The sequence below is a fragment of the Pseudomonas sp. UBA6315 genome, from assembly GCF_002438125.1.
GTDB lineage: Bacteria > Pseudomonadota > Gammaproteobacteria > Pseudomonadales > Pseudomonadaceae > Aquipseudomonas > Aquipseudomonas faucium.
The window spans coordinates 26,489-50,361 of record NZ_DJTF01000148.1 but is presented as its reverse complement, the minus strand read 5'-3'; the positions used below and the strand labels follow the sequence as shown (position 1 = coordinate 50,361).

The window sequence follows — 23,873 nt, the reverse complement described above, 5'->3', positions numbered from 1 at the left end:
CAGATGATCGCTGTCCTTGTGGGAGCCGGCTTGCCGGCGATGAAGGCAACGCCGATTTCAGCGCCGAACCGGGCGCTTCTGCAGCTTGCGCTGCAAGGTCCGGCGGTGCATGCCCAGCGCCCGCGCGGTGGCAGAGATATTGCCCTCGTGCTCGTTCAGCACCCGCTGGATGTGTTCCCACTGCAGGCGGTCCACCGACATCGGGTTTTCCGGCACCAGGGTATCCAGGTCGGTGTGCTCGGAGAGCAACGCCGCCAGCACATCGTCAGCGTCCGCCGGCTTGCACAGGTAGTTGCAGGCGCCACGCTTGACCGCCTCGACCGCGGTGGCAATGCTCGAGTAACCGGTCAGGATCACCACGCGCATTTCCGGGTCCAGCTCCAGCAGCTTGGGCAGCAGCACCAGGCCCGAGTCACCTTCCATCTTCAAGTCCAGCGTGGCGTAGTCCGGCAGGTCCTGCTGGGCCAGGATCAGCCCCTCCTCGGCAGAACTCGCCGTGCTCACGCGGAAACCGCGGCGGCTCATGGCCCGGGCCATCACTCGGGTGAAAGTGGCATCGTCATCCACCAGCAGCAGGTGCGGCAGCTCTTCGCCTTCGACCTGGTTTTCTTCGCTCATCATTCATCTCCTCGCTTGCCATGGGGCAGGCGCAATTCGGTCAGGGTGCCACCCTGTTCATGACTATAGAGTTTCACCGAACCGCCCGCACGGGTCACGCTGGCCTTGCTCAAGAACAGGCCCAGGCCGAAGCCTTTGCCCTTGGTGGTAATGAAGGGTTTGCCGATCGCTTCGGCGATGGCCGGCGGCACGCCGGGGCCATGGTCACGGATGCTGATGACGATGTCGTGGGCGTCCCAGTCCAGGCGCACTTCCAGGTCATCGGGGCAGGCATCGGCGGCATTGTTCAGCAGGTTGAGCAGCGCCTGGGTCAGGTCGGGCGGTGGCGTCAGGCGCGGCACCTGGCCGTCGCGCAGGCGCTGGAAGCGGTAGCTGGCCTCCGGGCGCATCAGGTGCCAGCGGTTGAGCGCCTCATCGAGCCAGGCGGTGACGTCCTGCTCGACGATCGCCAGGCGGCGGTTGGCCTCGGCGGCGCGCACCAGCTGCTGCAGGGTTTCCTTGCACAGCTTGACCTGGTCCTGAAGGATCTGCAGGTCTTCCTGCAGCAGCGGGTCGGGGTGGTCCTGGCGCATTTCGTTGAGCAGCACGCTCATGGTCGCCAGCGGCGTACCCAGCTCATGCGCTGCACCTGCGGCCTGGGTGGCCACGGCCAGCAGCTGTTCGTCGCGCAGGCTTTCTTCGCGGCGCTCCGAACGCAGTTGCTCCTGGCGGCGCAGCTCCTCGGCCATGCGCGCGGCGAAGAAGGTGATCACCGCGGCGGCCAGGGCAATGCTCAGCCACATGCCGTAGACCTGCATCTTGTCGCGCGCCATCGGCAGCCCTTCGAGCGGGTAGAACTGCACCAGCAACAGGCTGTAGAGGGTCAGGGCGATGCCGGAAAGAATCAGCGAATACAGCCAGGGCAAGGTCACCGCGGCAATCGCCAGCGGCACCAGGTAGTAGGACACGAACGGGTTGGTCGAGCCGCCGGAGTAATAAAGCAGGGCACTGTGGATCAGCAGGTCGCAGGCCAGTTGCAGGGCGTATTCGAGTTCGGTGACCGGCAACGACAGGCGCAGGCGCAGCGCCGTGAAGGCGCACAGCAAGGACGACAGCGCCAGGGTGGCGGCCAGCGACAGCCACGGCAGCGGCAGCAGTTCGGTCCAGTAGGCAACGCCCACGGAGCCTGCCTGGGCGGCCAGGACCAGCACGCGGATGACGGTCAGGCGCCAGAGGTTCTGGCGAGTTGCAGACAGCGGTTGTACGGCGGCGAGCATGAGCTCTCCTGATGAGTGCTCCAGAAAAATCGGCTGGAGTATACCGAAGCCAGGCCCCTCACTGCAGCGATGCGGCAAACCGCCACACTTTGACACAGGTTCATGATGGCACTTTTGAACCCACTACACTGGTTTCGGTCTGATGGGCCATGCGTGGAATGGATGGCCAGACCCCACGCCTTTTATTGCCAAGGAGTATCCCATGCAAATCCCACGTCGCAGCGCGGCCCTGATCCTGTCTTGCGGCATGCTCGCCAGCCTGCCTGCGCTGGCAGCCGATGAGCCGCGCTACAACCAGGTATCGCTGCGCGCCGAAGTCAGCAAGGAAGTGCCGCGCGACCTGATGGTCGTGACGCTGTACAGCGAAGCGCAGAACACCGACCCCGGCAAGCTCGCCAAGCAGATCACCGAGACCATGAACAAGGCCGTGCAGCAGGCACGCCAGGTCAAGGACGTGAAGATCAGCCAGGGCAGCCGCAACAGCTACCCGATCTACGACAGCAAGGGCCAGAAGATCACCGGCTGGCGCGAGCGCGCCGAGCTGCGCCTGGAAGGTGCCGACTTCCCGGCCCTGTCCCAGCTCACTGCCGAGCTGCTCAACGACCTGAAAATGGGCGGCATGGACTTCTCCATCGCCCCCACTACCCGCAAGGCCAGCGAAGACGCCCTGCTCAAGGATGCGGTGGATGCCTTCAAGGCCCGCGCCCAGCTGGCCACCGAGGCCTTGGGCGGCAAGGGCTACAAGGTTGTCAGCCTGAACCTCAACAGCAGTGGCTACCCACGGCCGTACCTGCGCAGCGCGCCGATGGCGATGAAGGCCATGGCCGCCGATGAAGCGGCGCCAGCGCCGGACATCGAAGCGGGTACCAGTGAAGTCAGCATGAATGCCGATGGTTTGATCGAAGTGCAGATGCCTTAACAGGGCTACTCACTGCCTCTGTGGGAGCGGGCTTGCCCCGCGAAGCGCGCAACGCGGTGAATGGCACCGGCGTTGCCGGTGTTCGCGGGACCAGCCCGCTCCCACATCAGCTCGCGTACACCCGATACAGACTTTTCCTACGCACCAAACGTGTGCGTCTTACAAAATCCCCGCCTCGAAATATCCCGCAAAAAGCCATCATTTTGCCAACGCAAACGTTCAACTTCGTCGAAAGTTATACCGATGCGACATCCATGTACGCTCGTACTACTTTTCTGACGCCAACTATCCTTCTGAGTGTTGCATTGGGAATAGCCCCTGCATAAGTATCGCCAGGTCGGCTCACGAGGCCACCTCAAACCAAAAATGACAACAATGAGGCCACCATGCTCAAACACGCAGTCATTCCGTTCCTGCTCGGCGCAGGCCTGTTCGCTGGCGCCCCCCTGGCCCACGCCGCGTCCAACCTGGTGTTCTGCTCCGAAGGCAGCCCGGCGGGCTTCGACCCGGGGCAATACACCACCGGAACCGACTTCGACGCCTCGGCCGAGACCGTGTTCAACCGCCTGACCCAGTTCGAACGCGGCGGCACCGCGGTCATCCCGGGCCTGGCAACGTCCTGGGAGGTGTCCGACGACGGCAAGACCTACACCTTCCATCTGCGTGAAGGGGTGAAGTTCCACACCACCGACTACTTCAAGCCCAGCCGCCCATTCAACGCCGACGACGTGCTGTTCACCTTCGAGCGCATGCTCGACAAGAACCACCCCTTCCGTAAGGCCTACCCCACCGAATTCCCCTACTTCACCGACATGGGCATGGACAAGAACATCGCCAAGGTGGAGAAGCTCGACGATAAAACGGTCAAGTTCACCCTCAACGAAGTGGACGCCGCGTTCATCCAGAACCTGGCGATGAGCTTCGCCTCGATCCAGTCGGCCGAGTACGCAGGCCAGCTGCTCAAGGATGGCAAGGCCGCCGACATCAACCAGAAGCCGATCGGCACCGGGCCGTTCGTGTTCAGCAAGTACCAGAAGGACGCGCAGATCCGCTTCAAGGGCAATAAGGACTACTGGAAGCCCGAAGACGTGAAGATCGACAACCTGATCTTCGCCATCACCACCGACGCCTCGGTGCGCATGCAGAAGCTGAAGAAGAACGAATGCCAGGTCACCCTGTTCCCGCGACCGGCCGACATCGAGCCGCTCAAGGCCGACAAGAACCTGCAGATGCCCCAGCAGGCCGGCTTCAACCTCGGCTACATCGCCTACAACGTGATGGACAAGATCAAGGGCAGCAACGAGCCCAACCCGATGGCCAAGCTTGAAGTGCGCCAGGCGCTGGACATGGCCGTCGACAAGAAGAAGATCATCGAATCGGTCTACCAGGGCGCCGGCCAGCTCGCCGTCAATGGCATGCCGCCGACCCAGTGGTCCTACGACACCAGCATCAAGGACGCCCCCTTCGACCCGGAAAAAGCCAAAGAGCTGCTGAAAAAAGCCGGGGTCAAGGAAGGCACCGAGATCACCCTGTGGGCCATGCCCGTGCAGCGCCCCTACAACCCCAATGCCAAGCTGATGGCCGAGATGCTGCAATCGGACTGGGCCAAGATCGGCATCAAGGCCAAGATCGTCAGCTACGAGTGGGGCGAATACATCAAGCGCTCCAAAGGCGGCGAACAGGGCGCCATGCTGATTGGCTGGAGCGGCGACAACGGTGACCCGGACAACTGGCTGGGCACCCTGTACGGCTGCGATGCCGTCGACGGCAACAACTTCTCCAAGTGGTGCTACAAGCCCTACGACGACCTGATCAAGCAAGCCAAGGCCACCTCCGACCAGGCCAAGCGCACCGAGCTGTATCAGAAGGCCCAGCACATCCTCAAGGAACAGGTGCCGATCACCCCGATCGCCCACTCCACCGTGTACCAGCCGATGAGCGCCAAAGTGAAGGACTTCAAGATCAGTCCATTCGCATTGAACGCGTTCTACGGCGTCAGCGTGGACAAATAACACCGGGCCACCCTCGCCCACTCCCTTAAACCACACCCACCTCGGCGCTACCCGCGCCGGGGATGGGTCCCTGTTGCCGCCATTCGTACCCCAGGCACCTCAAGCATTGCGGGAGGACTGCCTGTGGGAGGCGGCTGGCCGGCGCTAGGGCCGGCACGCCCAGCACAACCCCCAATTCTGCCCGGCGATCCCGTGGCAACCCTGGCAACGCCGCAGCGAACCACCCGGCCCACAAGGCCAGGCAATAACTAAAAGAACAGAAAGGGAGCTTTAACTTGAGACTTTTCACTCTCACCGCACTGGCCTTGGCCGTCAGCGCCTATTGCGCCACGGCCCAGGCCGACACCCAGAGCCAGGCCTACGTCCCGTTCAGCCTCAAAGCCGCCAGCGAACAAGACCAGGCCCAAGGCTTCGCCGAGGGCCAGAGCCTGTCCGGCAGCACCCGCAACTGGTACGCCCGCGAACGCGCCACCCGCGCAGCGCTGTGGAAGTACTCCAAGGGCGACGGCAGCCGCCACGACACCCACAGCCGCGACAACTGGGTGCAAGGCACCATCCTCAACTACAGCTCAGGCTTCACCCAGGGCACCGTAGGCTTCGCCGTCGAGACCGCCGGCTACAACGCCATCGCCCTGGAGCAGGGCCGCGCCGCCGTCGCCGGGCCGAACAACCGCACCCTCACCCACAGCGACGGCGACCCCGTCGGCCAGTGGAGCAAGATGGGCCTGGCCAACCTCAAGGCGCGGGTATCCAACACCACCCTGACCGTCGGCCGCCAATCGGTGGACACGCCGATGATCGCCTACATCGGCAACCGCGCCCTGCCCTCGAGCTTCCAGGGCGCATTCCTGCACAGCGCCGAGTTCGACAACCTGTCGTTCGATGTGGGCACCTTCGATCGCGTCTCGCCGCGCAGCGAGCAGAGCCTGAGCAAGTTTCGCAGCGAATACGGCGCCACCGGCGTGGAAACCGACCGCGCCAGCACCGCCGGGGTCAACTACCAGCCGCTCAAGAGCCTGACCACCAGCCTCTACGCCAGCAAGGTCGACGACTTCTGGAACCAGTACTACTTCGGCGCCAACCACGTGCTCGGCGACAGCGCAGCGCTGAGCCTGACCACCGGCCTGAACTACTACAAGACCGTGGACGCCGGCAGCCAGAAGATGGGCAAGATCGACAACGACACCTACAGCCTGTCGCTCGGCCTGACCCACCAGGCGCACACCCTCACGGCATCCTGGCAGCAGGTCAACGGCAACGAGTACTTCGACTACCTGCACGAAACCAACGGCATCTACCTGGCCAACTCGCTGCTGTCGGACTTCAACGGCCCCAACGAGAAATCCCTGCAGCTTGCCTATGTATTGAACATGGCGCCCTACGGCGTGCCTGGGCTCAAGTTCAACCTGTACAACGCCCGCGGCTGGGGCATCGATGGCACCCATTACCGGGGCAGCGCCTACGACGTCAAAGGCATGGACGGCGAGACCCACTACGAGTGGGGCATCGGCACCAGCTACGCGGTGCAGAGCGGGCCGCTGAAGGACACCAGCATCCGCGCCACCTACACCGCGCACCGGGCCAGCAAGGCCCAGGCCGATGGCAGCCTGGACGAGCTGCGCATCGTCACCACCATTCCATTCAACATCCTCTGACCGTTTGCGCCACGGCCCGCTTGCATCCGGGCCGTGGCGGCTACGCTGGAATCAAAGCATGCAGGGAGGTTCCATGACATCGCTAGCACTGCGCGCGGCCCTGGCCGCGATCTTCATCACCAGCGCCGGGCAACTGGCCGCCAAGCCCCTGGTGGTGTGCACCGAAGCCAGCCCGGAAGGCTTCGACGTGGTTCAGTACACCACGGCGGTCACCTTCGACGCCTCGGCCGAAACGGTGTTCAACCGCCTGGTCGACTTCAAGCCCGGCACCACCGACATCCAGCCGGCCCTGGCCGAACGCTGGGACATCTCGCCCGACGGCCTGACCTACACCTTTCACCTGCGCCCGGGGGTGAAGTTCCACACCACCGACTACTTCACCCCAACCCGCGAGTTCAACGCCGACGATGTGCTGTGGAGCCTCAATCGCCAGCTCGACCCGGGCCACCCCTGGCACGACAAGACCAGCGTCGGCTACCCGTACTTCGAGAGCATGGCCTTCAAGCAGTTGCTCAAGTCGGTGACGAAGACCGACGAGCACACCGTGGTCATTACCCTGACGCGCCCTGAAGCGCCCTTTCTGCGGGACATGGCCATGGGCTTCACCTCGATCTACTCGGCCGAATACGGCGACCAGCTGCTCAAGGCCGGCAAGACCGGCGAGCTCAACAGCAAACCGATCGGCACCGGCCCGTTCATCTTCCAGCGCTACAACAAGGACGCCCAGGTCCGCTTCAAGCCCAACCCGGACTACTTTCGCGGCAAGCCGCCCAGCGATGCGCTGATCTTCGCCATCGCCACCGACAGCAACGTGCGCCTGCAGAAGCTGCGCGCCAACGAGTGCCAGGTGGCGCTGTACCCCAAACCTGACGACGTGCCCTCGATCAAGGCCGACCCCAGGCTCAAGGTGGCCGAGATCGAAGCCCTGGTCACCGGCTACATCGCCATGAACACCCAGCACAAGTACCTGAGCGATGTGCGTGTGCGCAAAGCCATCAACATGGCCTTCGACCGCCAGACCCACGTCGACCAGCTGTTCGGCAAGGGCAACGCGCTGGTGGGGGTGAACCCCTACCCGCCGACCATGATTGGCTACAACACCGAGAACCGGAACCCGCCCCGCGACCTGGACAAGGCCCGCCAACTGCTCAAGGATGCCGGCGTGCCGCCAGGCACGGTCATCACCTTGTTCACCCGCAACGGCGGTGGCCCGACCAACCCCAACCCGCGCCTGTCGGCAGAAATGCTCCAGGCCGACCTCAAGCAGGTCGGCCTGACCCTGGATATCCGCGTGATGGAGTGGGCCGAAATGCTGCGCCGGGCCAAGAAAGGCGAGGCCGACCTGGTGTCCACCGGCTGGGCCGGCGACAACGGCGACCCGGACAATTTCCTCAGCCCGCTGCTCAGTTGCGAAGCCGCCAAAAACGGCGAGAACTACGCCCGCTGGTGCAACTCGAAATTCCAGGAGCTGATCACCCGCGCCCGCGAAGTGATCGACAACGACCAACGCGCAAGGCTCTATGCCGAGGCATTGAAGGTGTACGATGACGACCAGCCCTGGATCAGCATGGCCCATCCGAAGCTGTTCACTGCCATGCGTGAGAACGTGGAGGGTTACGTGATCAACCCTCTGACCAACAACAACTTCGCCACCACCAAGGTGAAGTAGAACAACAACGATCGCCGGCAACCCACACGGGCACCGGCGGCACCGCCGTACAACGGCCGATGAGGTAACCCCGACAATGTTGAGTTTTATTGCCCGGCGCCTGGGCTTGCTGATACCGACCTTCTTCGGCATCACCTTGCTGACCTTCGCGCTCATACGCCTGATCCCCGGCGACCCGGTGGAAGTGATGATGGGCGAACGCAGGGTCGACCCCGAAATGCACGCCCAGGCCATGGAGCGCCTGGGCCTGAACAAGCCGCTGCCGGTCCAGTACCTGGACTACGTCGGCAAGCTGGCCCAGGGTGATCTGGGAGAATCGCTGCGCACCCGCGAGAGCGTGTGGACCGAGTTCCTCACCCTGTTCCCGGCCACCCTGGAGCTGTCGTTCGCCGCTTTGCTGTTCGCCGGCACCGTCGGCCTGCTGGCCGGGGTGATCGCGGCCCTCAAGCGTGGCTCGCTGTTCGACCATGGGGTGATGGGCATCTCGCTGGCGGGCTATTCCATGCCGATCTTCTGGTGGGGCCTGATCCTGATCATGTTCTTCTCGGTGAGCCTGGGCTGGACCCCGGTTTCCGGGCGCATCGACCTGCTCTACGACATCGAGCCGAAAACCGGCTTCATGCTCATCGACACCCTGCTCAGCGACGAAGAGGGCGCGTTCAAGGACGCGGTGATGCACCTGATCCTGCCGGCCATCGTGCTCGGCACCATCCCGCTGGCGGTGATTGCCCGCATGACCCGCTCGTCGATGCTCGAGGTGCTGCGCGAGGACTACATCCGCACCGCCCGCGCCAAGGGCCTGTCGCCGGCCCGCGTGGTGTTCGTGCATGGCCTGCGCAACGCGCTGATCCCGGTGCTGACGGTGTTCGGCCTGCAGGTCGGCACGCTGCTGGCCGGTGCGGTGCTCACCGAAACCATCTTTTCCTGGCCGGGCATCGGCAAGTGGCTGATCGAAGCCATCGGTGCCCGTGACTACCCCGTGGTCCAGAACGGCATCCTGTTGATTGCCTGCCTGGTGATCCTGGTCAACTTCGTCGTGGACATCCTCTACGGCCTGGCCAACCCACGCATCCGTCATCAGCGCTGAGGCCCCCGTCATGACTAGCCCGATTGCAAAATCCGTGGCGCCGGCCACCCCGGTGGACCAGAGCCTGCTCTACCCCTCGCCGTACAAGGAATTCTGGCACGCCTTCTCGCGCAACAAGGGCGCGGTGATGGGCCTGGCTTTCATGTGCCTGGTGGTGTTCTGCGCGCTGTTCGCGCCGTGGGTCGCCCCGCATGACCCCAGCGAGCAGTACCGCGACTTCCTGCTCACGCCGCCGGTGTGGCTCGAAGGCGGCAACTGGCAATTCATCCTCGGCACCGACGAGCTGGGCCGCGACCTGCTCTCGCGGCTGATCCAGGGCGCGCGGCTGTCGCTGCTGATCGGCCTGTCCTCGGTGGTGATGTCGATGATTCCCGGCATCCTCCTGGGCCTGCTGGCCGGCTTCTTCCCGCACATCCTCGGCCCTTCGATCATGCGCCTGATGGACGTGATGCTGGCCCTGCCGTCGTTGCTCCTGGCCGTGGCGATCGTCGCCATCCTCGGCCCAGGCCTGATCAACACGGTGATCGCCATCGCCATCGTCTCGCTGCCCTCCTACGTGCGCCTGACCCGCGCCGCGGTAATGGGTGAGCTCAACCGCGACTACGTCACCGCCGCCCGCCTGGCCGGTGCCGGCCTGCCGCGGCTGATGTTCGTCACCGTGCTGCCCAACTGCATGGCGCCGTTGATCGTGCAGGCCACCCTGAGCTTCTCCTCGGCCATCCTCGATGCCGCCGCGCTGGGTTTCCTGGGCCTTGGCGTGCAACCGCCGACCCCGGAGTGGGGCACCATGCTGGCCTCGGCGCGGGACTACATCGAGCGCGCCTGGTGGGTGGTGAGCCTGCCTGGGCTGACGATCCTGCTGAGTGTGCTGGCCATCAACCTGATGGGCGACGGCCTGCGCGATGCGCTGGACCCGAAACTCAAGAACGCCGCCTGAGGAGAGCGCCATGTCACTGTTGCAGATCAACAACCTGAACGTGCGCTTCGGCGACGCCAATGCGGTGCCGGTGGTGGATGGCCTGGACCTGGCGGTGGATGCCGGCGAGATCCTGGCCATCGTCGGCGAGTCCGGCTCGGGCAAGTCGGTGACCATGATGGCCCTGATGGGCCTGATCGACGCCCCCGGGCGCATCACCGCCGATACCCTGAGCTTCGATGGCACCGACATGCTCAAGCTCAGCGGCCGCCTGCGGCGCAAGGTGGTGGGCAAGGATATCGCCATGGTCTTCCAGGACCCGATGACCGCGCTCAACCCGAGCTACACCGTGGGCTTCCAGATCGAGGAAGTGCTGCGCCAGCACCTGGGTCTGAAGGGCAAGGCCGCGCGCCAGCGCGCCCTGGAGCTGCTGAAGAAGGTCGAGATCCCGGCCGCCGAAAGCCGCCTGGACGCCTATCCGCACCAGCTCTCGGGCGGCATGAGCCAGCGCGTGGCGATCGCCATGGCAATTGCCGGCGAGCCCAAGCTGCTGATCGCCGACGAGCCGACCACCGCGCTCGACGTGACCATCCAGGCGCAGATCATGGAGCTGCTGGTGAACCTGCAGAAGGAGCGCAACATGGCGCTCATCCTGATCACCCATGACCTGGCCGTGGTCGCCGAAACCGCCAGGCGCGTGTGCGTGATGTATGCCGGCCAGGCAGTGGAGGTGGGGCAGGTGCCGGCGCTGTTCGAGGTCCCCGCCCACCCCTACAGCGAAGCGCTGCTGGCGGCGATCCCCGAGCACAGCCTGGGCGCCGAACGCCTGGCCACCCTGCCCGGCATCGTGCCCGGCCGCTACGACCGCCCCGCGGGTTGCCTGCTGTCACCGCGCTGCCCGTATGTGCAGGACAACTGCCGGCGCCAGCGCCCGGCCCTCGAACCCCAGGCCCACAGCCTGGTGCGTTGCTTCTATCCGCTGAACCAGGAGGTGGCGTGATGGCCGTCGTTCTCACTGCGCGGGAGCTGACCCGGCATTACGAGGTATCCCGTGGCCTGTTCAAGGGCCATGCGCTGGTGCGTGCGCTCAATGGCGTGTCGTTCGAGCTGGAGGCGGGCAAGACCCTGGCCGTGGTCGGTGAGTCCGGCTGCGGCAAGTCGACCCTGGCGCGTGCCCTGACGCTGATCGAAGAGCCTTCATCGGGCTCGCTGCAAATTGCCGGCACCGAGGTTACCGGCGCCAGCAAGCAGGCGCGCAAGCAACTGCGCCGCGATGTGCAGATGGTGTTCCAGAGCCCCTACGCCTCGCTCAACCCAAGGCAGAAGATCGGCGACCAGCTGGCCGAGCCGCTGCTGATCAATACCTCGCTGAGCAAGGCCGAACGGCGCGAAAAAGTGCAGAAGATGATGGAGCAGGTCGGCCTGCGCCCCGAGCACTACCAGCGTTATCCGCACATGTTCTCCGGCGGTCAGCGCCAGCGCATCGCCCTGGCCCGGGCGATGATGCTGCAACCGAAGGTGCTGGTGGCCGACGAGCCGACATCAGCGTTGGACGTGTCGATCCAGGCCCAGGTGCTGAACCTGTTCATGGACCTGCAGAAGGAATTCAACACCGCCTATGTGTTCATCTCGCACAACCTGGCGGTGGTGCGCCATGTGGCCGACCAGGTGCTGGTGATGTACCTGGGGCGGCCGGCGGAGATGGGGCCCAAAGCGGATATCTACGAGAAGCCGCTGCATCCGTATACGCAGGCGTTGCTGTCGGCGACGCCGGCGATTCACCCGGACCCGCTGAAGCCGAAGATTCGCATTGCCGGGGAATTGCCCAACCCGCTGAACCCGCCGGATGGCTGTGCGTTTCACAAGCGCTGCCCGTATGCGACGGAGCGCTGTGGCAAGGAAGTGCCGGCGTTTCGGCAGGTGGGGAGTCGGCAGGTGGCCTGCCATTATGCCGAGCAGTTCCTTTAGACAGGCGTAAGCCGGCTCTCACAGTCCCTGTGGGAGCCGGCTTGCCGGCGAAGGGCCGCAAAGCGGCCCCCGCTATCTCAATGCATGAATATCGCGATCAGGATGATCACCGGAATCGGTACCCCAAGCATCCACAGCAGTAATGAGCGCATGACGTTTCTCCTTCCTCAACGTTGAACGGTACGACGCGCGGTGTAATCCACCCCTTCAGCTTCAACCCACAGCACACGGTCACGACGACGACCGCCGAACAGTGCCGCCAGGCTGGCGAAGAATGCCCCGCAAAGCAGCGCAACGAAGGTCCACAGCGCAGTCCACGCCGCCACCTTGGCTGCGGTATCGGCTGCCTGCTGTGCCTGCACCTTGGCTTGCTGCACTTGCGCGAACACCTGGTCCACCCGGGCCTCGGCCTCGGGCTGAGTCAGACGCGTGCGTTGCGCCACCAGTTGCGCCAGGTAAGTGCGGTCGCCCTCGGCGAGCGTGCCCTGGCTGATGGATTTGGCGATGATCCGCGTGGCGATACCGTTGGCGGCATCCTCGCTGACCGGCGCCGGGCCGTCGCCACGGAACAGGCTGTCGACGAAATAGCCATTGGGGTCAGGCTTGGGCGCCATGCTGGCGGCGGCGCCAACAGCGCTGGCCCCGGCCTGCATACCGGCGCTGGCGATACCGCCGGCGGTGCTGACGATCAACATGGCCGCCACCAGCGTGGCCACTGCCCAGGCAAGGAAGCCGTGGGCGGTGTCGCGAAAGTACACTTCATCGCCATGCAGGTTGGCCCACTTCACCCGCAACCGCCCGGCAATGTAGCCACCCAGGCCGGACGCGATGATCTGGGTCAACAGCAGCCAGATGATCGTCGAGATGCCCAGCGCCTTGGCGCTGGCACCTTCATTGGCCCAGGGCGAGGTCGCGGCAAAGCCAAGACCCGCACCCAGTACCACCAGGATCAGGGAAAGGGAAGCCGCCGCAGCGGCACCGGCAAAGATGGCCGCCCAGGACACGCCTGAGCGTGACTGAGCATCGGCATAGGGGTAATCGGCAGAGGGGATCATGGGATTTTCGCCTTTGTTGTGAGCAACAGGACCAGTCGCATGGTGGTAGGTGCAGGGGCTGTGCCAAATGTGTCAAAAAATGACTTCCATGAAATTCAATGGGTTAGCCTGGCTTCCTTTTTTCTTGTCGTGCAAAACACCCGGTTTGCGGCAAATGCTTCAGGGTTTATGCAATGCATGCCGGCCTCTTCGCGGGGCAAGCTCGCTCCCACAGCAGCTATCAGTGGGAGCGGGCTTGCCCGCGAAGAGGCCGGCACTGGCTTGCCTCCGTTCGCGCCCCTCGGCACTATCTGCACATGAGCCCGAACACCCTCCCCGACGGCCCCGAACAAACGCCGATCACTGCCGAAACGGTCCTGCGCTACCACCTGTGCTGGAAGCATCGCGACCTCGACGGCGTGATCGCGCTCTATCACCCCGACATCCAGTACCACGACTTCTTCCAGAACCGCGTGCTCGGCTACCGCGAGCTGCGCGACTACGTGCGCGCCTGCCTGCCCCACGAAGCCGGCGAAGACATCGTCCACAGCGACCGCATCCGCGTCGATGGCTGCACCGCGTTCATCCAGTACCAGGTCACGGTGCAGGGGGGCGAAGGCCTGGTGGCGTTCCAGTCGAGCGAAGCGATTACGGTCAGGGACGGGCTGATCTGGCGGGTCAACGAATACGCCACGCTGGTGCGGCAAAACGGCCAGGGCCTGGCTCGAAGCGGCCCGCGCCCGGCCACCAGCCGCCTGGGCCTGTCGCCGCGGCAACTGTCGACCATGGCCCAGGACCTGGAGCACTACTTCCAGCGCCAGCGCCCCTACCTGGACCCGGAGCTGGACCTGCAACAGGTGGCCGAGGCCAGCGGCTACAGCCGCAACCAGATCTCCTACCTGCTCAACCAGGTGCTCGGCCAGAGCTTCTACCGCTACGTCAACCAGGCGCGCCTGCAACACCTGATGGCCAGCCTTGGCCAGGGCAGCCACGCGGCCTCGATCGACGACCTGGCGTTCAGTGCCGGTTTCAACTCGCTGTCGGCCTTCTACAAGTGCTTTCGCGCGCACACCGGGCTCACGCCCAAGGCCTACCTCAAGCAAAATTCCCTGCGTGCACGCACGTAGGACAGCCAAGCGCCAAGCCCACTAGCATCGCCCACAGACCAAGACGGATGTGGAGCCGAACCCGATGCAACCCCTGCGCACGCTAAGCCTGTGGATGGACCAGCTCGACGAGCCACTGTGCGCCCGCCCGGCCCTGCGCGAAGACCTGGACCTGGACGTGTGCATCATCGGCGCCGGCTACACCGGCCTATGGACCGCCTACTACCTCAAGCGCCAGGCGCCGCACCTGAACATCGCCGTGCTCGAAGCCAACATCGCCGGCTTCGGCGCCTCCGGGCGCAACGGCGGCTGGCTGATGGGCAACCTGCTCGGCGAAGACCGCCTGCTGGCCAGCTTGTCGCCGCAGCAACGGCGCGCCAGCATCGACCTGCTGCAGGGCATTCCCGACGAAGTCCACGGCGTGCTGCAGCGCGAGGGCATCGATTGCGATTTTCGCAAAGGTGGCGTGCTGTACTGCGCCGCCCGCTACCCGGAACAGGAGCGCACCCTGCGCGCCTACCTCGACGACCTGTACCGCCAGGGCATGCGCGAAGAAGACTACCGCTGGCTCGGCCCCGAACAGCTGGCCGCGCAGTTGCGCGTGAGCAATGCCTACGGCGCCATCTACAGCCCGCACACCGCGACCATCCAGCCAGCCAAGCTGGTGCGCGGCCTGGCCCGGGCAGTAGAAGCGCTGGGCGTGCCGATCTACGAAAACACCCCGGCCATCGACTGGCAGCCCGGCGAAGTGCGCACGCCGCTGGCACGCATCCGCTGCCAATGGATGGTGCCTGCCGTCGAAGGCTACGCCGCCAGCCTGCCGCCGCTGGGCAAGCACCAGCTGCCGGTGCAGAGCCTGCTGGTGGCCACCGAACCCTTGCCCGAGTCGACCTGGCAGGAGATCGGCCTGGCCCAGGGCCAGGCCTTCAGCGAGAACAGCCGCCAGGTCACCTATGGCCAGCGCAGCGCCGACAACCGTCTGGTGTTCGGCGCGCGCGGCGGCTATCGCTTCGGCGGCCGCCTGCGCGAGGACTTCAACCTCACCGAGGCCGAAGTGGAGCTGCGTCGCTACCTGTTCAGCGAACTGTTCCCGCAGCTCAAGCACGTGCGCATCACCCATACCTGGGGCGGCAACCTGGGCATGGCGCGGCGTTTCCGCCCGCACATGCTGTGCGACCGCCAGCGCGGTATCGCGCTGTCCGGCGGTTACGGCGGCGAAGGCGTCGGCGCCACCAACCTGGGGGGCCGCACCCTGGCCGCGCTGATCCTCAACCAGCGCAACGAACTGACCGCCCAGCCCTGGGTGCTCGACAACCGCCCCTTGTCGAGCCTGGCCGGCTGGCCGCCCGAGCCCTGCCGCTGGCTGGGCTACAACGCCATCATCCAGAGTTTCGTCCACGAGGACCGGACCCTCGCCAACCCCGCCAGTGCGCCCTGGAGGCGGCGCCTGGCCAGCTCGCTCGCGGACTTCATGGAAGGCTTCATGCACTGACTTCCCTTTCATCTGCACAGGACCCACCTGCAATGAGCATCACCCAGTTCAAACACACCGACAGCGCCGTGCTGGACAGCGCCAACCCGGTAGCCGTCCCCCTCGGCGAGCCCGTATCAGTGGCCTCGGTCACCTGCGTGGAGCGCAGCGACGGCGTCGAAACCGGCATCTGGGAGTGCACCCCCGGCCGCTGGCGGCGGCAGATCGTGCAACAGGAGTTCTGCCATTTCATCAAGGGCCGCTGCACCTTCACCCCCGACGGTGGGCAGACCTTGCACATAGAAGCCGGAGACGCACTGATGCTACCGGCCAACAGCACCGGCATCTGGGACATCCAGGAGACCGTGCGCAAGACCTACGTTCTGATTTTCTGATCCGCTGATCGCCTGCCTTCGATAACAACAGACAAAGCAAGGTAAACCCGACATGCGCACCCTCCTTCTCGCACCCCTGATGCTGGCCGCCAGCGTGGCCAGCGCCGCCGACACGGTGAAGATCTACAACTGGTCCAGCTATGTCGCCCCCGACACCCTGAAGAACTTCCAGCAAGCTACCGGTATCGTTCCGACCTACGACGTGTACGACAGCAACGAGACCCTCGACGGCAAGCTGATGACCGGCAACTCCGGCTACGACGTGGTGTTTCCGTCCAACCACTTCATGGCCCGGCAGATCCAGGGCAAGGCCCTGAAGAAGCTCGACAAGTCGCAGCTGCCCAACTGGCAGAACCTCAACCCGGTGCTGCTCAAGGCGCTGGAGGTCAACGACCCGGGCAACCAGTATGGCTTCCCGTACCTGTGGGGCAGCACTGGCATCGGCTACAACATCGACAAGGTCAAGGCGGTGCTGGGCGACAACGCGCCGGTCGATTCCTGGGACCTGATCTTCAAGCCCGAGTACATGAGCAAGCTGAAAAGCTGCGGCGTCGCGGTGCTCGACAACGGCCCCGAGCTGCTGCCGATCGCCCTGCACTACCTGGGCCTGCCGCACCACAGCCAGGACCCGAAGGACTACGAAAAGGCCAAGGACCTGCTGATGAAGGTGCGGCCGTACATCAGCTACTTCCACTCATCCAAGTACACCGGCGACCTGGCCAATGGCGATATCTGCGTGGTGGTGGGCTTCTCGGGTGACGTGCTGCAGGCGAAGAACCGCGCAGACGAGGCGAAGAACGGGGTGAAGGTGGGCTATTCGATACCCAAGGAGGGTGCGCCGATGTGGTTCGACATGGTCGCCATGCCGGCCGATGCGCCGGACGAGAAGGCGGGCTACGCCTACATGAACTACCTGCTGCAGCCGCAGGTGATGGCCAACATCAGCAACCACGTGCAGTACGCCAACGGCAACCTCAAGGCTGACACCCTGGTGGACCCGGCGATGAAGGGCAACAGCATGATCTACCCAAGCGAGGAGGTGATGGGCAAGCTGTATGCGCTGGAGGCGATGCCGGCCAAGATCGACCGCATTCGCACGCGAATCTGGACCAGTATCAAGGCAGGGAACTAGGTAGGCTGCACCGGCCTATCGCCGGCAAGCCGGCTCCCACAGGGATCTACACAGGCCTCAAGCCTTGTGCAGTACCTGTGGGAGCCGGCTTGCCGGCGATAGGGCCAGTGCAGACGACCTGGCCATGAAAATCAGTGGTGCTCGCGGGTCGCGCGGAACTTGATGTCCGGCCAGCGCTCTTCCATCAACGCCAGGTTGACCCGGGTCGGCGCCAGGTAGGTCAGGTGCCCACCGCCGTCGATGGCCAGGTTCTCCATGGCCTTGTTCTGGAATTCCTCGAGCTTCTTCTTGTCATCGCAGGCAATCCAGCGCGCCGACCACACGGTGATCGGCTCGTAGGCGCACTCGACCTTGTACTCTTCCTTCAGGCGGCTGGCGACCACGTCGAACTGCAGCACACCCACCGCACCGAGGATGATGTCGTTGCTGCGCTCGGGGAAGAACACCTGGGTGGCGCCCTCTTCGGCCAGCTGCTGCAGGCCCTGGCGCAGCTGTTTGGATTTCAGCGGGTCCTTCAGGCGCACGCGGCGGAACAGCTCCGGGGCGAAGTGCGGGATACCGGTGAAGCCCAGCGCCTCGCCTTCGGTGAAGGTGTCGCCGATCTGGATGGTGCCGTGGTTGTGCAGGCCGATGATGTCGCCGGCATAGGCCTCTTCCAGCTGCTCGCGCTCGGAGGAGAAGAAGGTCAGCGCATCGCCCACGCGCAGGTCCTTGTTGATGCGCACGTGGCGCATCTTCATGCCCTTTTCGTACTTGCCCGAGCAGATGCGCATGAAGGCGATACGGTCGCGGTGCTTGGGGTCCATGTTCGCCTGGATCTTGAACACGAAGCCGGTGAACTTCTCTTCGACCGGCTCCACGGTGCGCTCGTGGGCCACGCGGCCGAGCGGGCGTGGCGCCCAGTCGACGACGGCGTCGAGCACGTGGTCGACACCGAAGTTGCCAAGGGCAGTACCGAAGAACACCGGGGTCAGCTGGCCGTTGATGAACTCTTCCTGGTTGAACTCGTGGCAGGCGCCCTGCACCAGCTCGAGCTGCTCGACGAACGAATCGTACTGGTCGCCCAGGTGCGCGCGGGCTTCGTCCGAGTCCAGGTTCTGGATGATCTTGGCTTCGGTGCGCTCGTGGCCGTGGCCCGGGGTGTAGACCACGATGTAGTCGCCGGTCAGGTGATACACGCCCTTGAAGTCGCGGTAGCAACCGATCGGCCAGGTGATCGGCGCGGCCTTGATCTTCAGTACCGCTTCGATTTCGTCGAGCAGTTCGATCGGGTCGCGGATGTCACGGTCGAGTTTGTTGATGAAGCTGACGATGGGCGTGTCGCGCAGGCGGCAGACGTCCATCAGGGCGATGGTCCGCGGCTCTACACCCTTACCGCCGTCGAGCACCATCAGCGCCGAGTCCACCGCGGTCAGGGTGCGGTAGGTGTCTTCGGAGAAGTCTTCGTGGCCGGGGGTGTCGAGCAGGTTGATCATGTGCTCGCGGTACGGGAACTGCATCACCGAGGTGGTGATGGAGATGCCGCGCTGCTTCTCCATTTCCATCCAGTCGGAGGTGGCGTGGCGGTCGGACTTGCGCGACTTCACGGTACCGGCGACGGCAATGGCCTTGCCCATCAGCAGCAGCTTCTCGGTGATGGTGGTCTTACCGGCGTCGGGGTGGGAAATGATTGCGAAAGTGCGGCGCTTCGCGACTTCGGCGGCCTGGTTGGTCATGGGAAATCGCCTGACTGGGGATCGAAAAGGGGCAGTATCATACCTGAAGTCGCACGCGAGGCCAAAATGCGCACCGCCGAACGTGTTGCGCATTGTCGCCGCCCGATAAAATCAGGCGCGTGAAACCGGATCCTCTGTAAACCCCTCAAGGGTGACCGGTGCGCGCCCAGGCAAATGCGCTACCAACTCCAGCCTACCGCCCATCGCCTCCAGGTAAGTGCGCAGGGTTGAAATCAACATATCGCTGCGATTTTCAACTTTCGAGACGTTCCCCTGGCGCACGTCGAGACGCTCCGCCATCCCTTCCTGAGTGATCTCAAGCTGCTTGCGCAGCGCTTGTAGCGTCATTTCTTCGCGGATAAGTTCGCGGCCGCGCTTTTCGACTTTCGCTCTGCGCTCAGGTGAAAGCTCGCCCATCACATCATCAAGTGTCTTGTACATGTTCTCGACCTCTGGACAGATGCCGATCAAAGCGCTCATCGGCGCGCTCGATCAGACTCCGATAAAACCTACGTTCACTCATGCCCGCTTTATCACCAGCCACTAGCAGCAATGCACAACGTGCCCTGTCGAAAGCGAACGCGACGCGCCAAACACCGCCATCAGCACTAAAGCGCAGCTCTTTCATGTTCGAATGCTTCGAACCATTCAAGGTATCCACGCGCGGTCTCCCCAAAGCAGGCCCCCGGCGCTCAAGCAGATGAAGCTGGGACAGCAGTTCATCCTGTACTTCCTCGGCCAATTGCTCAAACTCGACCATGAACTCCAAGCACATCCCTATAGACCACATGGCAAAAATACCTCCGGAGGAATATTCCATCAAGCGAATATTCAGTGAATTCCAGGGGAAATATTGCCCTTCGGCCTGACGGCTCAATAGCAGGTAATACAACGCCATTAAGTAGGTTTTGCATTGTTTTTCCGTAGGAAAAATCACTGCCCCCAGTGATTAACACTGGCCAAATGCCGCCTCAGATGGGAACCTTTACGCCCTCGGAGACGTCCACTCCCCTGCAACCCGCTTCGCTTGGGGACTGGTTTCATCAGCATTTTCGGGCCCGACGGGGTTCGGCTCATGGCCTGATCGCAGCCTTCGGTTGCTTCACGCTGCTACTCGCGAACACACCACTCGCTGCCAGGTATGGCCGGCCAAAAAAAGAGTGTGCTCGCCGACAACACAAGGAGTCCGCCTGTGGCTACACGCTACGGAAAAGGGCTGTTGGGATGGGCCGCCGTGCTCGTCATCCTGGCCCTGCTGGTCCACTGGATCGGCATCGACACGATCGCGCATTATCGCGACGATCTTGGGTTCTACCTGCAAGCGCACCTGGTTCTGGTGCTGGCTTCGATGGCGGCGGCGTTGGCCGTGGGCATCCCCGCTGGCATTGCCTTGAGTCGACCGCACCGGGTCGACAAAGCCGAGCGCTTCATGCAGTTCTTCAACGTTGGCAACACCATTCCCCCCCTGGCCGTTCTGGCCATCGCCCTGAGTATCCTGGGCATCGGCGCCGGGCCCGCGATCTTCGCGCTGTTCCTCGCCTCCCTCCTGCCGATCGTGCGTAACACCTACGAAGGCCTGAAAAACGTCCCCGCCTCGCTCAAGGAAGCCGCCACCGGCATCGGCATGACCCCGCGCCAGCAGCTCTGGCAGGTGGAGTTGCCCAATGCCGTGCCGATCATCGTCGGCGGTGTGCGGGTGGCCCTGGCGCTCAATGTCGGCACCGCACCGCTGGCGTTCCTGATCGGCGCCAACAGCCTGGGCAGCCTGATCTTCCCCGGCATCGCCCTGAACAACCAGCCACAGCTGCTGCTGGGCGCCGCCTGCACGGCGCTGCTGGCCCTGCTGCTCGATGCGCTGGTGAGTTTCTCCAGCAGACGCTGGCTGGAACGCGGCCTGGCCCACTGACAAGAGGGAACGTATGAAAAAGACAATCGCCTTGCTCCTGGGCGCGGCCCTGCTGTTCGCAGGTGTTGCCCAGGCAGCGGAAAAACCGCTGATCCGCGTCGGCGCGCGGGTGTTCACCGAACAGACCGTGCTCGCCGAAATCACCGCCCAGTACCTGCGCGCCAATGGCTTCGAGGTGCGTGTCACCGGCGGCCTGGGCAGCAGCCTGGCGCGCCAGGCCCAGGAAACCGGCCAGCTCGACCTGATGTGGGAATACACCGGGGTGTCGCTGGTGTCGTACAACCACATCGACGAACGCATGCCCAATGCCGAGGCCACCTACGCCCGGGTCAAGCAACTGGATGCCAAGAAAGGCCTGATCTGGCTGACCCCGTCGAAGTTCAGCAACACCTACGCCCTGGGCCTGCCCAAGCAGGTGGCCGAGGCGTATCCACAGGTCAACTCGATCAGCGACCTGAACCAGGTGCTGCGTGACGAAAGCCAGCGCAACCACCTGATCGCGCTGGACACCGAGTTCGCCAACCGCCCCGACGGCCTGGTCGGCCTCAAGGAGATGTACGACCTGCAAGTGGGCCGCGCCAACATCCGCCAGATGGATGCCGGCCTGGTCTACACCGCCATGAGCAACAACCAGGTGTTCGCCGGCCTGGTGTACACCACCGACGGGCGCCTGAACGCCTTCAACCTCAAGTTGCTCGAAGACGACAAGCACTACTTCCCGGACTACACCGCCGCCCCGGTGGTGCGCCAGGCCGTGCTCGACGCCCACCCGCAACTGGTCGCCTTGCTCAAGCCGCTGGCCGAGCAGCTCGACGACGAAACCATGCGCCAGCTCAACGCCAAGGTCGACGTCGAGCACCAGAGCCCGACCAGCGTCGCCGCCGCGTTCCTGCGTGACCACCCGCTGAGCGAGGTACAGCCATGAATCTGCTCGACGCCTTCACCCACCTGGACTGGGCCCTGGTGCTGCAACTGACCTGGCAGCACATCATGCTGGTCGGCATCGCCGTAGGCCTGGCGATCCTCTTCGGCGTGCCGCTGGGCATCCTCATGACCCGCTTCCCCGCCCTGGCCGGCCCCCTGCAGGCCAGCGCCACGGTATTGCTGACCATCCCCTCGATCGCCCTGTTCGGCCTGCTGCTGCCGTTCTACTCCAAGTTCGGCCAGGGGCTTGGGCCGCTGCCGGCGATCACCGCGGTGTTCCTTTATTCGCTGCTGCCGATCCTGCGCAACACCTACCTCGCGCTGACCAACGTCGAGCCCGGCATCCGTGAAGCCGCGCGCGGCATCGGCATGACCTTCAGCCAGCGCCTGCGCATGGTCGAGCTGCCCATCGCGGTGCCAGTGATCCTCGGCGGCGTGCGGACTGCCGTGGTCATGAACATCGGCGTCATGACCATCGCCGCCACCATCGGTGCCGGTGGCCTGGGCGTGCTCATCCTCACTTCCATCAGCCGCAGCGACATGTCGATGCTGCTGGTCGGCGCCGTGCTGGTCAGCCTGCTGGCGATCATCGCCGACCTGCTCCTGCAAACCCTGCAACGTGCCCTGACTCCAGAAGGACTGCGCTCATGATCGAACTCAAGAACCTCAGCAAAACCTTCAACGTCAACGGCAAGGACGTCAAAGCCGTGGACGCGGTCAGCCTGACCGTCAACGAAGGCGAAATTTGCGTGTTCCTCGGCCCCTCGGGCTGCGGCAAGAGCACCACGCTGAAGATGATCAACCGCCTGATCACGCCTACCTCCGGCCAGGTGTTCATCAACGGCGAAGACACCAGCGGCCTGGACGAGGTGACCCTGCGCCGCCACATCGGCTACGTGATCCAGCAGATCGGCCTGTTCCCCAACATGACCATCGAGGAGAACATCACCGTGGTCCCGCGCCTGCTGGGCTGGGACAAGCAGCGCTGCCACGACCGCGCCCGCGAGCTGATGAGCATGATCAAGCTCGAACCCAAGCAGTACCTGCAGCGCTACCCACGCGAGCTGTCTGGTGGCCAGCAGCAGCGTATCGGCGTGATCCGCGCGCTCGCCGCCGAGGCGCCGGTGCTGCTGATGGACGAGCCGTTCGGCGCGGTCGACCCGATCAACCGCGAGATGATCCAGAACGAGTTCTTCGAGATGCAGCGGGCGCTGAACAAGACCGTGATCATGGTCAGCCACGACATCGACGAAGCGATCAAGCTGGGCGACAAGATCGCCATCTTCCGCGCCGGCAAGTTGCTGCAGCTGGACCACCCGGACACCCTGCTGGCGCACCCGGTGGATGATTTCGTCAGCAACTTCGTCGGCCAGGACAGCACCCTCAAGCGCCTGCTGCTGGTGCGCGCCGAAGATGCCGCGGACAACGCGCCATCGGTGAGCCCGGAGACGCCGGTGGGCGATGCCCTGGAGCTGCTGGACGAGCACGACCGCCGCTACGTGGTGGTGACCGATGGGCAGAACAAGGCGCTGGGCTATGTGCGCCGGCGTGACATGCACCGCCAGCAAGGCACTTGCGGGGACTTCCTGCGCCAGTTCAATGCCACGGCGTCGCACGATGAGCACCTGCGCATCCTGTTGTCGCGCATGTACGAGTTCAACCGGGCGTGGCTGCCGGTGCTGGATGCCGAGCAGGTGTTCCTTGGCGAGGTGACCCAGGAATCGATTGCGGCCTACCTGAGTTCGGGGCGATCGCGGGGCGGCAAGACCAGCATCGTGTCGCCGGCCGAGGCGGCGGTTTCCTAGAGCGCTGGGGGCGCTTTGCGCCCCAATCGCGGGGCAAGCCCGCTCCCACAGGATCTGCGCAAGGCCTGTAGGAGCGGGTTTACCCGCGATGCATGCAACGCCTTACAGATCCCTACGCTGGCCTTCACAGAGAAGATCCGAAACTCACCACGAGCCATAGGGAATCCCGTAGCGTTCGATGTAGGCCTTGGACTCGGGTTCCAGGGGCAAGGCGTATTGACCATCACTCTGCCCGCCATCCGGCCCCTTTTTCACGATCCTGTCCTGCACCCGTGCGACATCGAG

General features: G+C 64.2%; 22 protein-coding genes and 1 pseudogene. 16 read left to right on the top strand and 7 right to left on the bottom strand.

Annotation, left to right across the window (positions count from 1 at the left end):
* Nucleotides 1-57 precede the first annotated feature (57 nt).
* Nucleotides 58-618 carry a response regulator transcription factor gene (locus B3E94_RS17770; RefSeq protein WP_016391130.1) on the bottom strand — a complete coding sequence of 187 codons (561 nt, stop codon included), beginning with the start codon at nucleotides 616-618 and terminating at the stop codon, nucleotides 58-60.
* Nucleotides 618-1,874, bottom strand: a complete 1,257-nt coding sequence (locus B3E94_RS17765) for an ATP-binding protein (RefSeq protein ID WP_286914497.1) — start codon at nucleotides 1,872-1,874, stop codon at nucleotides 618-620. Before B3E94_RS17765 ends, B3E94_RS17770 begins: the two co-directional genes overlap by 1 nt.
* A 202-nt stretch (nucleotides 1,875-2,076) precedes the next feature.
* Between B3E94_RS17765 and B3E94_RS17760 the strand changes: the two genes are divergently transcribed.
* The 8 genes from B3E94_RS17760 (at nucleotide 2,077) to B3E94_RS17725 (ending at nucleotide 12,100) form a co-directional block, all read left to right on the top strand.
* On the top strand, nucleotides 2,077-2,793 hold the full coding sequence (locus B3E94_RS17760; protein ID WP_286914496.1) for an SIMPL domain-containing protein: 717 nt from the start codon (nucleotides 2,077-2,079) through the stop codon (nucleotides 2,791-2,793).
* Between the two features lie 386 nt (nucleotides 2,794-3,179).
* The gene (locus tag B3E94_RS17755; protein ID WP_286914495.1) at nucleotides 3,180-4,805 is read left to right on the top strand and encodes an ABC transporter substrate-binding protein; all 1,626 of its coding nucleotides are present in this window, start codon (nucleotides 3,180-3,182) and stop codon (nucleotides 4,803-4,805) included.
* Nucleotides 4,806-5,080: 275 nt separating this feature from the next.
* Nucleotides 5,081-6,460: an OprD family porin gene (locus B3E94_RS17750; protein ID WP_286914493.1), complete on the top strand. Its 1,380-nt coding sequence runs from the start codon at nucleotides 5,081-5,083 to the stop codon at nucleotides 6,458-6,460.
* A gap of 73 nt (nucleotides 6,461-6,533) precedes the next feature.
* Nucleotides 6,534-8,129 (top strand): ABC transporter substrate-binding protein, encoded by a 1,596-nt coding sequence (locus B3E94_RS17745; RefSeq protein WP_286914492.1) that lies wholly within the window; start codon nucleotides 6,534-6,536, stop codon nucleotides 8,127-8,129.
* A gap of 76 nt (nucleotides 8,130-8,205) precedes the next feature.
* A complete protein-coding gene (locus B3E94_RS17740) occupies nucleotides 8,206-9,216 on the top strand; it encodes an ABC transporter permease subunit (RefSeq protein ID WP_016391137.1) in 1,011 nt (336 codons plus the stop codon).
* Nucleotides 9,217-9,226: 10 nt separating this feature from the next.
* Nucleotides 9,227-10,153, top strand: a complete 927-nt coding sequence (locus tag B3E94_RS17735) for an ABC transporter permease subunit (protein WP_286914491.1) — start codon at nucleotides 9,227-9,229, stop codon at nucleotides 10,151-10,153.
* 10 nt (nucleotides 10,154-10,163) lie between these two features.
* Complete coding sequence (locus B3E94_RS17730; RefSeq protein WP_286914490.1) at nucleotides 10,164-11,132, top strand: ABC transporter ATP-binding protein; 969 nt, start codon at nucleotides 10,164-10,166, stop codon at nucleotides 11,130-11,132.
* Nucleotides 11,132-12,100 carry a peptide ABC transporter ATP-binding protein gene (locus B3E94_RS17725; RefSeq protein WP_176515397.1) on the top strand — a complete coding sequence of 323 codons (969 nt, stop codon included), beginning with the start codon at nucleotides 11,132-11,134 and terminating at the stop codon, nucleotides 12,098-12,100. The genes B3E94_RS17730 and B3E94_RS17725 overlap by 1 nt, the downstream gene beginning before the upstream one ends.
* Nucleotides 12,101-12,267: 167 nt before the next feature.
* Here B3E94_RS17725 and B3E94_RS17720 read toward each other — a convergent pair whose 3' ends face one another.
* On the bottom strand, nucleotides 12,268-13,155 hold the full coding sequence (locus B3E94_RS17720) for a hypothetical protein (RefSeq protein WP_236236762.1): 888 nt from the start codon (nucleotides 13,153-13,155) through the stop codon (nucleotides 12,268-12,270).
* A 296-nt stretch (nucleotides 13,156-13,451) separates the two neighbouring features.
* On the opposite strand from B3E94_RS17720, the gene B3E94_RS17715 reads away from it, so the two are divergent.
* The 4 genes from B3E94_RS17715 (at nucleotide 13,452) to B3E94_RS17700 (ending at nucleotide 17,238) form a co-directional block, all read left to right on the top strand.
* A complete protein-coding gene (locus B3E94_RS17715) occupies nucleotides 13,452-14,261 on the top strand; it encodes an AraC family transcriptional regulator (RefSeq protein WP_286914488.1) in 810 nt (269 codons plus the stop codon).
* A gap of 64 nt (nucleotides 14,262-14,325) precedes the next feature.
* Nucleotides 14,326-15,732, top strand: coding sequence for an NAD(P)/FAD-dependent oxidoreductase (locus B3E94_RS17710; protein ID WP_176515391.1), 1,407 nt, complete (start codon nucleotides 14,326-14,328; stop codon nucleotides 15,730-15,732).
* Between the two features lie 32 nt (nucleotides 15,733-15,764).
* Entirely contained in the window at nucleotides 15,765-16,106 is a 342-nt protein-coding gene (locus B3E94_RS17705) for a cupin domain-containing protein (protein WP_176515389.1), read from the top strand.
* A 52-nt stretch (nucleotides 16,107-16,158) separates the two neighbouring features.
* Complete coding sequence (locus B3E94_RS17700; RefSeq protein WP_286914486.1) at nucleotides 16,159-17,238, top strand: polyamine ABC transporter substrate-binding protein; 1,080 nt, start codon at nucleotides 16,159-16,161, stop codon at nucleotides 17,236-17,238.
* A gap of 131 nt (nucleotides 17,239-17,369) precedes the next feature.
* On the opposite strand, the gene B3E94_RS17695 is transcribed toward B3E94_RS17700, so the two are convergent.
* The 3 genes from B3E94_RS17695 to B3E94_RS17685 all read right to left on the bottom strand — a co-directional run bounded on the left by B3E94_RS17695 (nucleotide 17,370) and on the right by B3E94_RS17685 (nucleotide 19,851).
* A complete protein-coding gene (locus B3E94_RS17695; protein ID WP_176515385.1) occupies nucleotides 17,370-18,953 on the bottom strand; it encodes a peptide chain release factor 3 in 1,584 nt (527 codons plus the stop codon).
* A 111-nt stretch (nucleotides 18,954-19,064) separates the two neighbouring features.
* Nucleotides 19,065-19,394, bottom strand: a complete 330-nt coding sequence (locus B3E94_RS17690) for a helix-turn-helix domain-containing protein (protein ID WP_176515423.1) — start codon at nucleotides 19,392-19,394, stop codon at nucleotides 19,065-19,067.
* Nucleotides 19,378-19,851: a type II toxin-antitoxin system RelE/ParE family toxin gene (locus B3E94_RS17685; protein ID WP_286914485.1), complete on the bottom strand. Its 474-nt coding sequence runs from the start codon at nucleotides 19,849-19,851 to the stop codon at nucleotides 19,378-19,380. Before B3E94_RS17685 ends, B3E94_RS17690 begins: the two co-directional genes overlap by 17 nt.
* Nucleotides 19,852-20,145: 294 nt before the next feature.
* Between B3E94_RS17685 and B3E94_RS17680 the strand changes: the two genes are divergently transcribed.
* Genes B3E94_RS17680 through B3E94_RS17665 form a run of 4 tightly spaced genes read left to right on the top strand, consistent with a single transcriptional unit; the run spans nucleotide 20,146 to nucleotide 23,588 of the window.
* Entirely contained in the window at nucleotides 20,146-20,859 is a 714-nt protein-coding gene (locus B3E94_RS17680; RefSeq protein WP_176515381.1) for an ABC transporter permease, read from the top strand.
* A 13-nt stretch (nucleotides 20,860-20,872) separates the two neighbouring features.
* The gene (locus B3E94_RS17675; RefSeq protein ID WP_176515379.1) at nucleotides 20,873-21,784 is read left to right on the top strand and encodes a glycine betaine ABC transporter substrate-binding protein; all 912 of its coding nucleotides are present in this window, start codon (nucleotides 20,873-20,875) and stop codon (nucleotides 21,782-21,784) included.
* The gene (locus B3E94_RS17670) at nucleotides 21,781-22,434 is read left to right on the top strand and encodes an ABC transporter permease (RefSeq protein ID WP_286914484.1); all 654 of its coding nucleotides are present in this window, start codon (nucleotides 21,781-21,783) and stop codon (nucleotides 22,432-22,434) included. The genes B3E94_RS17675 and B3E94_RS17670 overlap by 4 nt, the downstream gene beginning before the upstream one ends.
* Complete coding sequence (locus tag B3E94_RS17665) at nucleotides 22,431-23,588, top strand: betaine/proline/choline family ABC transporter ATP-binding protein (protein ID WP_236237371.1); 1,158 nt, start codon at nucleotides 22,431-22,433, stop codon at nucleotides 23,586-23,588. The genes B3E94_RS17670 and B3E94_RS17665 overlap by 4 nt, the downstream gene beginning before the upstream one ends.
* A gap of 144 nt (nucleotides 23,589-23,732) precedes the next feature.
* Here the strand turns inward: B3E94_RS17665 and B3E94_RS17660 are convergent.
* Nucleotides 23,733-23,873, bottom strand: a pseudogene (locus B3E94_RS17660) (hypothetical protein); the annotation flags it as partial.